The organism is Vibrio sp. 1S139 (assembly GCF_041439475.1).
Taxonomy (GTDB): Bacteria; Pseudomonadota; Gammaproteobacteria; order Enterobacterales; family Vibrionaceae; genus Vibrio; species Vibrio crassostreae_C.
Genome location: NZ_JBGOOD010000012.1, coordinates 1 through 13883 on the forward strand (window position 1 = coordinate 1; position 13883 = coordinate 13883).

The following is a 13883-nucleotide window of genomic DNA, read 5'->3' on the forward strand; positions in this document are numbered from 1 at the left end:
CGATTAGTCAAATATGGCGTCGTTGAACCTCAAGCTGATTTGATCAACAACGCCATTCATTTGGATAAAGCATAAGGCAATCAACATTATCGACTTTAATAATATCATCAGTCGTTAGTTGAAGTAGTTCTTTTAATCTTGCTCCTGTGTAACGAAGCAAATACACAATCCAGAATTTAAAATCATCTTTTTGAGAGTAGCTTTCTTCAATATAGTCAAATATCTTGACTAATTCATTCATCTCAAATGACCTGTTTTTTTCATTTGCCTTGACTAGTGCAGGTCTTTTGAATTTAATATCCTCAAGAGGATTTGAATCCATAATACATTCACTTCTCAAGTAAGATAACATGTTAGCTAGACTGCTAAAGTAACCTCTGTGAGTTTCAACTGTAATAATTGGATAGCAATTATCCCCTCTCTCTTTATTTATTCGACAAACATCTTTTGCATTCAAGCCTGTAAATTCTTTTATTTTAGCTGAATTAACAGGCAAGTAATAAAGATCGTCTCTCATCTTCTTTACTTTCTTTTTGGTCAGCTCTTCAAACCCAACACTATTAAGATATGAAGCTAGAACATTTAGCCTCTGCTCTAACAATGTTACTGTTTCAACAGTTCTCTCAAGCTCTGTTATTTCTTTAATACATTTAGCAATGTATTTCTTATTCTTACTTAACACTTTAAAACCTTTGTTTGTTTCGTTGGGTGCTATATTGTCAGGATTTTAATTTTGAGCAATCATTTATTACTCAAGAAGATCAACCATATTATAATATGGATAACTTGAATAAATATTATAAGTAATAATTAAATTCTTATTGCTGAGATTATTTCACTGATTTTTAGTTTAGAACTTGGATTGCTTTACACATACAATAAGATCGATATAATCCGCCGCCAAAAAAAAGCCCGCACCCAAAATGGTTGAATTTCAACCAAGCAAACTTTAGCCAAAAATCAGACATCCATCACACTTTTCTAGAGGTAGTCGAATGTATTTCTTTACGGCAGATTAACCTTTAGCCCAATCAGGGAACGTGAGCTAGCAGTTACACGTATAGTTACCATTAGCACTTCCAATTTGGTGGGGGGGTTTACACAGAGGGTTAAGAGCTGTGGGAGTTGAACCGCCGTCCAAAATGCGCTTAGGAGTTAGTTAACCACTGATTTGATAAGCAGTTAGATTGAATCTATTTTTTAAGTACTGTAATCTTGTACTTAAAATTCAATTTCTCATAAGCTAAACAGCATTAAGTGATTGATTGAGTAGGATTTAAGGTAGGGTTGTAGGCAATCCCGCCAGCTCCACCAAACGTTTGGAAAGGGCGGTAACTCACTGAGTTATCGCCCTTTTTGTATTTATAATCAATACATACGCTATTAGTACTAAAAGCAAGCACTAAACGCGCCACCTTTCACTCACAGGGGGACGTACAGTGTAAAGTGCTTTTAATTGCCATGACTTTAGTTTCGAACCATCTCATTGCGCTTCAAAGTCAGTATTTCTAATCAACTTTGTGTAGCATATTTGATCTACTTACGTGTAACCATTATCTCACCTTACCCGTACGGATAATCGCTAGTCGACAGAAGAACTTAGCGACAAGTCTAACAAAGGCTGGTATCCACCTTCTTGCAATACCTCTTTAAGCTAAAGGCTTTGATAATCCTACTTTATCCCCTATAAGGTATATATCTTGCAATATCCTTCATAAGGTATAAAGTTACATATATCCCTTTATTGGGATAGCATGACCAATATCCTCTCATGAGGATGAAACCTCATAGTAAGGAGTGACAACTTGTGATTTATAGCCCACAACAATTAGCTAATACTTTACTGCTAATACGCCAAAAAAATAGGTGGACCCAATCTGAGCTGGCAAAAAAAGTAGGGATAAAACAAGCAACCATTTCGAACTTTGAAAATAGACCAGAAAAGGCCACTATTTCAACAATGTTCAAGCTCATCCAAGCATTAGATCTCACCCTTAAAATCGAACCCAAAGATGCAAAAAATAGTCAAAGCACTGTTGATGAGGAAGATTGGTAATGCAACAACTTGATGCCTACATGAATGGTGAGTTGGTCGGTACTCTAACAAAGCAAAACAATGGCTCTCATGAATTTAAATATAATGAGTCTTGGCTAAGTAACGACAAATCTCGCCCATTATCTTTATCCCTTAAGCTACAAATACCTACGATAACTTCTGATGCCGTTATCAACTACTTTGACAACCTACTACCAGACAATATTGCTATACGTAATAGGATTGTTGCACGCTATCAAACGGCTTCAAATCAACCTTTTGATCTTCTGAAAGAAATTGGCAAAGACAGCGTTGGTGCCATTGCTCTGCTCCCTCCAAGTCAACCCTATATCGAGAACAAACTGTCATACGAACTTCTTGATGAATCTCGGCTTGAAAAAATCTTAGCTGCCCATCATTCCGATATTCCATTAGGTATGATTAAGGAAGAAGATGATTTCCGAATATCGGTTGCTGGCGCTCAAGAAAAAACAGCATTGCTAAGGTTGAATGGAGATTGGTGTTTGCCTAAAGGGAATACACCTACAAGCCATATCATTAAGCTACCTATTGGTGAGATTAAGCAGCCCACCTCTATTCTAGATCTGACTGAAAGTGTCGAGAATGAGTTCATCTGTATTGAGTTAGCTAGAGAGTTGGGGTTTGATGTTCCGACAGTCGAGATCATCACAACCCATAATTATAAAGCCATTGCTGTTGAGCGTTTTGATAGACGTTGGATTAAGGATCGTACACACCTACTGCGCCTTCCTCAGGAAGATATCTGTCAAGCCAAAGGAATCCCTTCATCGATAAAATACGAAAGTGATGGAGGCCCCGGAATCGCCGATATTATGAAGCTACTTGAAGGATCATCAAATGCACTGGAAGACAGATATAACTTCATGAAGTTTCAAGTCTTCCAATGGGCTATAGGCGCTATTGATGGGCATGCAAAGAACTATTCAATATTTATTGAAAAGCAAGGTAGTTATCGCTTAACACCATTTTATGACATTTTGTCGGCTTACCCTATCACAGGAAAAAAAGGACTTAACATCAGAAAGTTAAAGTTAGCAATGGGGTTAAAAGCAAGCCGTGGTAAAAAATACCAGATAAGCAAGATCTACTCTCGCCACTTTCTTGATACCGCCCATTCAGTTGGCTTTAATTCTGATAGCATGCAAAGCATATTGGATGACATGCAAACTGAATTACCCAAAGCAATCGAGCGCCTCGCCGCACGCTTGCCTGAAGGTTTCCCAAAACACATAACCGAAGCTATCTTTGATAACTCTATTGCCATGCTTAACAAATTGAATTTGAGCAAGAACTAGATCATTTCCCTTTAGAGAAGATGGAGCACTCAATAAAAAAACACACATCCCAATACTGAAATGTGTGGCTGTTTAGAACTATTATCTTACGAACTTAGATAAGCTTAGGTGTTACTCCATATCACCTAACAAGTAATCTTCATCGCTACTCACTACTGCGCCGTGCTTTAAGAAGTTCTTACCTAAGATCATGCTGTATTCAAAGCGAGAGCGATCTTGAAGGTTTACCCTCACCTCTTTCTCTAAGTCACCCAACTTAACCTTCATTTCAACGACAGGGCGAATGTTCACCTTCTCGCCTTTCTTGGCTTTGATGCGCATGACATCAATCACTGGCTTAGTGAAGTCTTGCTTATCGCCTTGGTTGTTTTGATAGGTAAAACTCACCATGTCTTGGCCGTCTTTCTTAAATCGTTTGATGTTGACTGCATTCATTGAGCTTACATCCGCGCCAGTATCCAACTTGGCTGGGAACTTCATGCCGTTCACTTCAACAACTTCAATATGCCCAACTTTAAACAAAGGCTCAGCTTTCAAAAGATAGTCAGAGCGAGTGTTCACATACACACCGTCTTTTGCCATCTTCTTGCCTAAAATAAAGTACGCTTCTTTCTCATTACTGTTAAGCACATCGATAGCAAACTCTTGCGTACGAACGTTTCCAGAGACCGCAAACTCACCACTCACTACCGGACGAGTATCATCACCGACTTTAAGCTTCTTAATAATTGGCTTGGTCACCTTCTGCTTCTCACCGTTTACATCCGTAAGATAAAATTCAACGGAGGCATCTTTGCCTTTACCTGTCATTTCAAAACTGTCGACCTTCAACAAAGGCGTGTTGACAGTGAATGAGGCAACGGCCTTGAGTGGGAAGTCATCAAGGGTGATGTCCTCTTCTGGAGAAATAACCAAAGGTTCACTCTTTTTAGCAACATCACTAAAGCTCTCTGAACCTTCAGAAAGAATATTTTCTGCATTGGTATCAATCATAAAAAGTTCACTGGCGGTACTGGTACCAAATCTCAACTGCGACTCACTACTCGAGCGCTCACGTAGGTACACCAGAACGTCTTTAGTTGTGTTTTCATCGAGTTGAACCGGCACATACACCAAAGGTCTTTTCTTACCACTCACGCTTAACATACGAACTAATGGCAGTGTCATCTCTTTCTGCTTGCCATCGTTGTCGAACATATCAAACGTCACTTCACTGTTCTTCTTATCTATATCGATGTCTTTTGCATGAAGGATGCTGTATCGATTTTTTAATGAGAAGGTCGCATTCATCGCCATTCCAGAGATAGACACCACCTCTTTTCGGCCAACAACCGTCGCGTTTTCCTGCTCTTGCAAGTAGTCATAACCCGCAAACACTAAAGCATTGTCAGCAAGGAAGGTTTTGCCGATCAATACTGGCGCAGAGAAGTGGCTTCTGTCGGTCAGGTTAACATCGGTTTTTAGCTCTTGGTCTGCAATGGTGAGCGACATTTTTACGGTAGGACGAAGTAAAGGTGTGCTGCTGGTGCGGCTTCGTATCATGCTGACACGCTCTAAAGGCGCTTCGATTAATACCATATCTCCCGTACGTGGGTTTTGAACCTTAAAAGACACCACAGCTTCATATTTCGCAAAGGTACTGCCATCCCAATCATCGTAATCAACATCGGAATTATTCAACAGGTCTTCGGTTATTGCTGCCATCAACTCTTTGTCTTTAAGATTCTTGTAATCGGCATTCGTGCTCTTCACATGAATATCTTCAGCATGCATAGAGGTAGTTTCTGCACCAGTGTCGATTTTGCCAATGAAAGGAACGTCTTTTAGCCCTTGAACGCTAGAGAGGTATACATTCTCAGTACGGCCTAATACCGCCTTACCATCGAGTTCGTAAGTCGGGTTTTGAGTGGTAGGTGAAGTATCAGTAGCCAAAGTATATTGTGAAAAAAGTAGAGTACTTAAAAGAGTTAGAGCCAAAGGTATCTTTTTCATTAGTTGGTCCGTTGTGATCAGTTCACTAATAATACTGGCGATTCGGTAAAGAGTTCCCCCACCAGTAATGGTTCTCACAAAACGTTAACGCTATGAGTTTTTCAATGACAAACCGATGACTTTGCGCTGCATTCGCTTATCGATTATTGACTAATGGATACCCAATAACCTTTTCAATGCTCGGTGTTCTATTGGAGAAATGAATACAAAAAAGGCCAACGACAAGCGCTGGCCTTAGCGATTCAAAACACACCTGAAGCGAGTTTAACTTGCTAAAACACAAACGGTTCTAGATAAACATAGCACTAAAAAGTCCCGACTGTTTTCTTTGCACAGATAGCTCGAGCTTTTTCTGCGTCCTCACCTTTATTTTTGAGATAGCACTGTCGATAAGATTCGACGTAGCGCTCAAATAACACCTTGGCTTCAGGTTGGGGTTTAGAAAGCAGTTGGTTAACGAATTTTCTTGAGCCGACCTCAAAATGCTGAGTATCGATTGGGCTATTCCAATCCCCTCCCCAGATCATAAATCCGTGATGGGCGAAAAGCTCAACCACATCTTCTGCCATACCTCGGCGTTCAATTTCGTCACGAGCACGAAAACGAGTACGATTCACATAGCGAGTCGCAGATTGTGAAGGCTTTACCGTGATTCTTCCGTTGCTATCGAACTCTAAGAAAGGATTTTGAACTGGGTTGATGTCGATTGCCACACCATAGGCATGCTTCGACCAACCTCCTCCGCCTGTAATAGGACGAGCGTTAAACGCACTGCTGTTGTTCGCGTCCATTGAGGCGTTATCGTCACCTCTGAATTCACGCATTAAGCGAGCAGAATGAAGAGGGAAATTACGCAGTTTGAGCTCTGAAAAGATTTGTTCAACAGCAGGCGCAATAACATCAAGCACGATCATATTACCCTGTTGCATTTCCCCTTTGAAATTAATGAAATCGAAATCCACCTTAGATAGTCGCTCACAACCAACAGGCGCACCACTACTCAAGACATTGTTCTTTTTCATCATATCGCATTGCCATTGAGATATAGGAGCAACTTGGGCATAAGTCGCAGCACTGAGCACAATGGCCAGCCAGCCGACAATAAAACGTTTCATATCAAAGACTCAAAAATAGTAAGAGTGAAAAGTAGCAGAAGTTGGAAAATAGCATAAGTTAGAAAATAGCATATTAAGCCAAGTTGAGCGCACGCTTTGTTAGCGCGTTTTGTCCCAATAGACAATCTCTCGAACTCGTCCGTTCTGATCCTTGTCAGCTTCTCCACCAACATCTGAAGGCTCAGGTAAGGTCGATAATTGCGGAGCGTTATAGGCAACCAACACCAGTCCAAAAGCATCATAGAGATCGTCTACCGCGACGTCTTTACGCTTGGTGTTTGAAATGGCCAACGACAAGCGGTCACACCATTGAGGGGCGAGTTGCTGAATAATAGAAAGCCGTTCCTCTTTGCCTTCTTGTGTTCGTTTGGAAAACGTCAGCGGTTCGTCTTTCAATGCTGCAAACACCACCTCAGGATGTGATTCCCTGATAGAAAGGTGGGGATGAGATTCAATGAGCTCATCAAGCTCGCGGATCTTAGGCACAATTCCCCAAGTCTGCTTAGAAAACTTCTTATCAAGCTGCTGCACATTGGCATTACATCCCGCAATGTAATCGGTTTGATAAACCGCCTCGCGGCACGGAACAGGAAAAACGGAAGAGCCACGCTTACTGGTGAGAAAGCGCCTTGCTGCTTTATCGCATAATCTATCCGGAGTCTGTGAATCGCTAAAGCCAATAGGCATATCGATTAACGTTGTTGCTCCCGTAAGATCATCAACCAACTCATCGAGCGTGTTTACTACTTTGAACGTAGGTGGCTCATTGCCAGAGACAATCCAAGCGATCCAACCCGCCTTGCAGCCATCAATTCCGATGTATTTCATTATGTTCTCAAATTACGTGCCCATGTTCTTTACGTACTGTCGCTAACTATCGGCTTTGAATCAACTTAACTCCGGTATATATGCCCACAATGATACTCAACACAGAAAAAACACCCGCTAGAGAAAGTACAGGCATCGCCATTAAAAGCTGAGTATCGTTCCCGCCACCAGCCATTACGGCTCCAAAGCCCATAAGCACACCAGCAACTAAGTGTTTGCCCAATCGACGTATAGAGCTCAACCTCAAAGAAAAGGATCCAGTAAATAACGCAGCGCTGACCATTCCAACTAACAGCGAGATCATCAATATAAAGCGCTCGCTGCTTGGCCAATCTTCAGCCCTTCCATGCCAGAGTGAAGTCCCCATAGATTTCAATAAACCACTTGGCGTCCAGTGTGGCTCATACAAGAAAACAAAGCCTGCCATTAACCCAATCCCCAACATTGAGAACCATAACTTGCGATTTACCGCATTCATGAAGTAGCAACTCACCACAATAATGAACGAAATGACCCCAAGGAATGCATATCGGGAAAAATCAGATAAAACCAACCGAGAACCTTTTAACTCAGTCGGTAAAGCTGGAGCAAACAACAGCCAAGCAACGAACCACCCTAATATGGTCGCCAACATAACCACTTCGCCACGAGCTAAACGGCTAACCGTCGAAACTCCGCAACCACTATTAATTGCCGCGCCAATACCAAACAGAAAACCACCAAACAGAGAAAACAGACTCGGCCAAAACGCAGAAGATAACGCTCGTCCTTCCACTGCCGATCCTAATGCCATAAACACCCAAGCCAATGAGCCACTAAACACAATCGCGACAATCAGCATTGGTGATCCGCTTGTCGCCTCTTTAACGCCCCGAACCATACAAAGGCCGGTAGTTTGGGCGAGATATCCCACCAGAAAAATGCAGAGCAAAGCGAGAATAAACAGCATACACAGCCTCCGAATTGCGTTGATTTTATTATTGTCGTTGGTTAAATATAGTCAGAAGACCCAATAACAGCGTGCAAGGACAAGCCCGAACAGGGATAATTGTTTTGATAATTAAACCAACCTCAAACACCCAGCCGATAAAGACTAATGACCACATATTCGTACATAGACATCCCATTCAACCTGCGCCACACCTGTTGGTTTTGTGGTGAACCTTCCAATGATGTTGTTGAATTCCCTAAGACTGCACAAGCTATTGCCAAGATAGACTATTCACCGATTGCACTGCCAGCTTGTAAGGAGTGCGCGAGTGTCAGGTATGCAAAAGATCTAACTTCGATTTGGGCGGTGCGCGATCAGATAAAACACGCACTTATCGATAAGTACGCAAAGCACCTAGGCATCGGTGAGAACTGGACGGAGCAAGAGCTTATTGATTCTGATTTCTCTGGCTCGACGCTCGGTGGATTTGGGCGCAGTGCTTGGAAGATGTATCAAATAGCCAAACAGCGAATCGACTATAAAGGTTGGCCTTTGTCGGTTGATGACATTGTAATCGAGGTCTACGACGAAACCAGTGGCTTTGAATTCGACGGTACTCGTTATGCTTCAATCAATTCGTGTATCGATTATTTCACTAAGGCTGCGGGCGTAGACAAAGAGCTGCTATCGCAACTTGTCGACATAGTTTCAACAGACCGTTTTAGCTACGCACTACGAATCGCCAAGCTAAACAAGAATGTCTCTAATACCAAACGCTCAGAGATCGTCGAAGAGGTGTTACAGCAAGAGTCTGAGCAAGAAGAGATACAGCTTGAACAAGCCAACTCACTGTTCAACCCAAATGTCGAAGAGGTCAGCATTTCAGGTTCGACGGCTCCGGTGTTCGCTATTCAATGGGCAATGATGAATAACGTTAAAGATTTAGCTCACCTTTGCGCGCTCGAGGATGATTATTTTGACTATTTCGAGCATCTTGGTGGACCTGCTGCTTTCATGTCTTATAACGGCCTACAACTCTATTTAGAGTCGCGTCAAGATCCTGAATGGGTAGAAAAGTCGGATCCAAATAAACAGTATTGGTGAACATACCTACCTACTGGTGAACACGTGTAAGCTCGATGATCGTGTCAAACACCCATTGTTAGTCCTTGTTTTATATAAAGATCTAAAAAAAGAACCCTATAACAGTTAATTGTTGCAATTCGGTTAAATAGAGTGAAAACTTCAAGCATCTAAAACTATTTAATCACTGCAATCTTGTGGTGAGTAAGGAGTGAATTGTGCTTGCTGTTCTTCGTATTATTTTGGCTACGGTGTTTATTATTTTCACCACCCTCTGTGCTTTTGTTTACTGCTTGTTTAGCCCCAAGAACCCTAAGCATGTGTACGTTTTCTGCCGTTGGTTCAATCAACTACAAAAGATCGTCGGTGTAAAACTGGTGCAGCGCGGCCTAGACAATGCGCCGACATCAGAAAAAAGCGTCTACATCTCTAACCACCAAAGCATATTAGACTTTGTGACCGATCCAGGAATGCTAAGACCTCGCACTGTTTCATTGGGCAAGCGCGATTTGTTGTATGTGCCTTTCTTTGGTCTGCTGTATTGGATCACCGGTAACATCATGATTAACCGCGAAGATAAATCCAAAGCACGCGATACCATCAAGCAAGTGGCAGAAGCCATTCATCAGCGAGATCTGTCTGTTTGGGTTTACCCTGAAGGAACGCGCAGTAAAGGGCGTGGACTACTGCCATTCAAAACGGGCGCTTTTCGAATGGCGATTGAAGCTGGCGTACCTATCACCCCGATGTGTACCAGCACCACACACAATAAGATTGACCTCAACCGAGTTAATAATGGCATTGTGATCACCGAGATGCTTGAACCTATCGATGTGTCTGGATACAAGATCAGCGACGCTAGAGAACTAGCCAATCGCTGTCACGCAATTATGGCTGAAAAAATAGCAGAGCTTGATGACGAAGTGGCTCGTATAGAGGCTCAACAAAATCCAGAGCTGGATTCAGACCGTTCTTCTACGCGCTAACAAGGTAGTCACAGAAGGAACAAGAGCTAACTCGCAACGAACCCACTGAGTCATCGCTCAGTTACTTAAAAAGACACTCAACGATCGCAACTCTCATTGTTCTTGTTTTACTTGCTGGCGCTTATCCGCAAAATAAAAACAGGCGTTAATGGCTTTATAGAGCAATGGGAGTAAACGATGGAAGTGATTCACCATGGTGGCAAACATACTGTCACAGGATCTTGTCACGAACTAAGAGATTCAGGCCAAGCGGTGCTCATCGACTGCGGCCTTTTTCAAGGTTTAGATCTTCAAGGCAAAAAGCTCCAAGGTTCGGATGCACGTTCTCTTGATATTGAATTTGAAACTTCCCACCTCAACGCTCTGCTGCTGACCCATACCCACATTGATCATATTGGCCGGTTACCTTGGTTACTCGCCAGTGGATTTAACCAGCCAATTTATTGCACGCAAGCCACCGCCGAACTCGCTCCTTTAATGATTGAGGATGGGTTAAAACTACAAGGGCTCAGCAATAAACAATCGAAGCTGATACTCAAAAAGATTCATTCGTTGATAGCCCCCAAGCCTTACGGGGAATGGTTTCCCATCACGTCCACACAGCAAAACAACGGAAAGGATCATCATAGGCCAAATACTCTACATGCTCGCTTTCAACCTGCTGGGCACATCTTAGGTTCCGCCTATATTGAGCTTAAATTACCCAACCAAGAGGTGGTGGTCTTTTCAGGCGACTTGGGCCCAAGTAACACACCATTGCTGCCGGATCCGAAACCACCACAACAAGCCGATTACCTATTTATCGAATCAACTTACGGCACCAGTAAACATGACGATATTGCAACGCGATCGGAGCGCTTGAAGGCGATCATTGACCGTTCGTTACTCGATGGTGGCGTCATCCTGATCCCGGCATTTAGTATTGGCAGAACACAAGAACTGTTGTTTGATATTGAAAACCTGATCTTTGAGCATCAACTCAGCGCCGATATTCCTATCATCCTCGATTCGCCTATGGCAGATAAAGTAACGCGATCCTACCGACGCTTTAAAGAGTTGTGGGGACAAGAAGCAAAGCAGCGCCTTGAAGTGAAACGTCACCCACTCGCCTTTGAACAATGCATTACTGTTGATGGGCATAGAATGCACAAGAAAATTGTTAATCGCCTTAAGTCGACAGGTGAACCTGCCATTGTGGTCGCAGCTTCTGGAATGTGTCAGGGCGGCAGGATAATGAACTACTTATCAGCTTTGCTTCCAGATAAACGAACCGATGTGATTTTAGCGGGCTATCAAGCGCACGGAACGCTCGGGCGAGAACTGCAACAAGGCGAAATGCAGGTTTCTATTGATAAAAAAGACGTTGAGGTCAATGCTCAAATTCATGGCATGTCTGGCTACTCAGCTCATGCCGATAAAGAAGATCTCTACCGATTCATAGAAGGCATCGCGACTCCACCGAAAGAGGTGCATTTGATTCACGGTGAGCCAAATACTCAGTCTGAGTTCGCTCAAGCTTTGGTTGGGAAAGGATTTAAAGTCGTTTAAAACAGGCGATTGATTCACGATTTCTGATTGCGGTAATCCTTACGGAAAGTTCTAAAAATTACTACTGATATTTTAAATAATACCTCCCCTTAAACCTGCCTAATTTCACTATATCGGTGATATATTCTTGCGTCTTTACCGTCGTAATGTGTTAACAGTCATTAGTACTGAACAACGTTTCCTCTCATTTTTCTTCTATTTTCCCTTCTGACACATATTGTGAGTTTCGAAAATTTGTATTAATCACTATTTATTCACTTTACAAACCGACACTAAAAACAACTAATTGCATATCAATTTTAATGGAACGATTATCAAATTAGCACTAAGCGTTAACAAACCCCCTCTGTAACTTGCTTTATGTCACAGTAATCCTAATGCGCAGTTAAATAATTTAACACTTGGGTTACAAGTGAAGTATTGTGTTGTTCGAAAAACAATCATAAGTAAAACTAACAGGGAAAATACTCATGCAGTCATTCGTTGATTTTTTGAATGGAATAATCTGGAGCCCAGTACTTATCTACCTATGTTTAGGTGCAGGTTTGTTCTACTCCATCATGACTCGATTTGTTCAAATCCGTCACTTCTTTGAAATGTGGCGCTTGCTACTATCAGGTAAAAGCTCTGCAAAAGGCATCTCGTCTTTCCAAGCTCTTGCCGTTTCGCTATCTGGCCGTGTAGGTACAGGTAACATTGCTGGTGTTGCTGCCGCTATCGGTTTCGGTGGCCCGGGTGCAGTATTCTGGATGTGGGTTGTAGCCTTCTTTGGCGCCGCGACTGCTTACGCAGAATCTACGCTAGCGCAAATCTACAAAGAAGAAGACGAAGGCCAGTTCCGTGGCGGTCCGGCTTACTATATCGAAAAAGCGATGGGCCAGAAGTGGTACGCATGGATCTTCGCTATCTCGACTATTTTTGCATGTGGTATTTTGCTTCCAGGTGTTCAGTCAAACAGTATTGGTAATGCTGTAGAAGCTGCATTTGGCTCAGGCGACATGATTGAAACAGCTATCGGTACATTCAGTTTCGCTAAAATTTTCACTGGTACTGTTGTTGCTATCATCCTTGCTTTCATCATCTTTGGTGGTGTTAAACGTATTGCGAACTTCACACAAATTGTTGTTCCATTCATGGCATTGGCTTACATCATTATCGCGTTCGTTATCATCTTGCTAAACATCGGCCAAGTGCCAGCTGTTTTCGGAATGATTCTTGGTGATGCATTCACACCTATGGCGGGCTTTGGTGCTGCAATTGGTTGGGGTGTTAAGCGTGGTGTTTACTCAAACGAAGCAGGTCAAGGTACTGGTCCTCACGCGGCAGCGGCTGCAAATGTCGATCACCCAGCTCAGCAAGGTTTGGTACAAGCGTTCTCTATCTACATCGATACTCTTCTAGTATGTTCTGCTACAGCGTTCATGATCATCATCACTGGTGCTTACAACGTTCACGGCGGCGCTGAAGGCGTGTTCCTTGTTCAGAACCTAGCAGCAAACATTGGTGCGAATGGTCCTGTATTTACACAGCTTGCTATTGAAAGTGCACTACCAGGTATTGGTAAGCCATTCATCGCATTTGCTCTGTTCTTCTTCGCATTTACAACGATTCTTGCTTACTACTACATCGCAGAAACGAATATTGCTTACCTACGTCGTACCATCAAGATCCCTGGCATGATGTTCGTACTTAAGCTTGTTCTTATCACTGCGGTTTTCTATGGCACAGTCAAAACAGCGAACCTTGCATGGGCAATGGGTGATGTTGGTGTTGGCTTGATGGCATGGTTAAACATCGTTGGTATTCTGATCATCTTCTTCATGTCTAAGCCTGCGCTTAAAGCTCTAGCAGACTACGAAGAACAGCAGAAACAAGGTGTGACTGAGTACACATTCAACCCTGTAAAACTAGGCATTAAAGGTGCTACTTACTGGGAAGAGAAGTACAAGCGTAAAACAGGTAAGTCTCCAGAAGCAGAAGCTGCAGACACTAAACCTGTAGAGCAACCTTCAGCTTAAGATTACCTTA

The 13883-nt window shown here is 42.6% G+C and carries 11 protein-coding genes; 6 read left to right on the plus strand and 5 right to left on the minus strand.

Going from position 1 to position 13883, the window contains the following annotated elements; translation table 11 throughout:
- Window positions 1–43 precede the first annotated feature (43 nt).
- Window positions 44–682 carry a hypothetical protein gene (locus ACED46_RS06130; RefSeq protein WP_371721095.1) on the minus strand — a complete coding sequence of 213 codons (639 nt, stop codon included), beginning with the start codon at window positions 680–682 and terminating at the stop codon, window positions 44–46.
- Between the two features lie 1125 nt (window positions 683–1807).
- Here ACED46_RS06130 and hipB point away from each other — a divergent pair.
- Together hipB and ACED46_RS06140 are read left to right on the plus strand one after the other, a co-directional pair.
- Window positions 1808–2056, plus strand: a complete 249-nt coding sequence (gene hipB / locus ACED46_RS06135) for a type II toxin-antitoxin system antitoxin HipB (protein ID WP_017110259.1) — start codon at window positions 1808–1810, stop codon at window positions 2054–2056.
- The gene (locus ACED46_RS06140) at window positions 2056–3372 is read left to right on the plus strand and encodes a type II toxin-antitoxin system HipA family toxin (RefSeq protein WP_017110260.1); all 1317 of its coding nucleotides are present in this window, start codon (window positions 2056–2058) and stop codon (window positions 3370–3372) included. Before hipB ends, ACED46_RS06140 begins: the two co-directional genes overlap by 1 nt.
- Window positions 3373–3483: 111 nt before the next feature.
- Here the strand turns inward: ACED46_RS06140 and ACED46_RS06145 are convergent, their stop codons facing one another.
- The 4 genes from ACED46_RS06145 to ACED46_RS06160 all read right to left on the minus strand — a co-directional run bounded on the left by ACED46_RS06145 (window position 3484) and on the right by ACED46_RS06160 (window position 8187).
- Window positions 3484–5364, minus strand: coding sequence for a RimK/LysX family protein (locus tag ACED46_RS06145; RefSeq protein ID WP_108086543.1), 1881 nt, complete (start codon window positions 5362–5364; stop codon window positions 3484–3486).
- A gap of 305 nt (window positions 5365–5669) precedes the next feature.
- Window positions 5670–6479, minus strand: coding sequence for a M15 family metallopeptidase (locus ACED46_RS06150; RefSeq protein WP_371721096.1), 810 nt, complete (start codon window positions 6477–6479; stop codon window positions 5670–5672).
- Between the two features lie 99 nt (window positions 6480–6578).
- Window positions 6579–7307: a DUF429 domain-containing protein gene (locus ACED46_RS06155; protein ID WP_108193321.1), complete on the minus strand. Its 729-nt coding sequence runs from the start codon at window positions 7305–7307 to the stop codon at window positions 6579–6581.
- Between the two features lie 46 nt (window positions 7308–7353).
- A complete protein-coding gene (locus ACED46_RS06160; RefSeq protein ID WP_371721097.1) occupies window positions 7354–8187 on the minus strand; it encodes a YeeE/YedE thiosulfate transporter family protein in 834 nt (277 codons plus the stop codon).
- Between the two features lie 216 nt (window positions 8188–8403).
- Here ACED46_RS06160 and ACED46_RS06165 point away from each other — a divergent pair, with 216 nt between their 5' ends.
- The 4 genes from ACED46_RS06165 (at window position 8404) to ACED46_RS06180 (ending at window position 13873) form a co-directional block, all read left to right on the plus strand.
- Window positions 8404–9342: a hypothetical protein gene (locus ACED46_RS06165; RefSeq protein ID WP_108193319.1), complete on the plus strand. Its 939-nt coding sequence runs from the start codon at window positions 8404–8406 to the stop codon at window positions 9340–9342.
- A 197-nt stretch (window positions 9343–9539) separates the two neighbouring features.
- Complete coding sequence (locus ACED46_RS06170; RefSeq protein ID WP_108193318.1) at window positions 9540–10307, plus strand: 1-acylglycerol-3-phosphate O-acyltransferase; 768 nt, start codon at window positions 9540–9542, stop codon at window positions 10305–10307.
- 177 nt (window positions 10308–10484) lie between these two features.
- The gene (locus ACED46_RS06175; protein WP_371721098.1) at window positions 10485–11855 is read left to right on the plus strand and encodes an MBL fold metallo-hydrolase; all 1371 of its coding nucleotides are present in this window, start codon (window positions 10485–10487) and stop codon (window positions 11853–11855) included.
- Between the two features lie 470 nt (window positions 11856–12325).
- Window positions 12326–13873 (plus strand): sodium:alanine symporter family protein, encoded by a 1548-nt coding sequence (locus tag ACED46_RS06180; protein WP_017084421.1) that lies wholly within the window; start codon window positions 12326–12328, stop codon window positions 13871–13873.
- Window positions 13874–13883 lie beyond the last annotated feature (10 nt).

Coding starts and splice junctions, on each gene's coding strand:
- ACED46_RS06150 (WP_371721096.1), bottom strand. CDS start 6,479: ATGAAACGTTTTATTGTCGGCTGGCTGGCCATTGTGCTCAGTGCTGCG.
- ACED46_RS06160 (WP_371721097.1), bottom strand. CDS start 8,187: ATGGTTCGGGGCGTTAAAGAGGCGACAAGCGGATCACCAATGCTGATT.
- ACED46_RS06165 (WP_108193319.1), top strand. CDS start 8,404: ATGACCACATATTCGTACATAGACATCCCATTCAACCTGCGCCACACC.
- ACED46_RS06175 (WP_371721098.1), top strand. CDS start 10,485: ATGGAAGTGATTCACCATGGTGGCAAACATACTGTCACAGGATCTTGT.
- ACED46_RS06140 (WP_017110260.1), top strand. CDS start 2,056: ATGCAACAACTTGATGCCTACATGAATGGTGAGTTGGTCGGTACTCTA.
- ACED46_RS06180 (WP_017084421.1), top strand. CDS start 12,326: ATGCAGTCATTCGTTGATTTTTTGAATGGAATAATCTGGAGCCCAGTA.
- ACED46_RS06155 (WP_108193321.1), bottom strand. CDS start 7,307: ATGAAATACATCGGAATTGATGGCTGCAAGGCGGGTTGGATCGCTTGG.
- ACED46_RS06145 (WP_108086543.1), bottom strand. CDS start 5,364: ATGAAAAAGATACCTTTGGCTCTAACTCTTTTAAGTACTCTACTTTTT.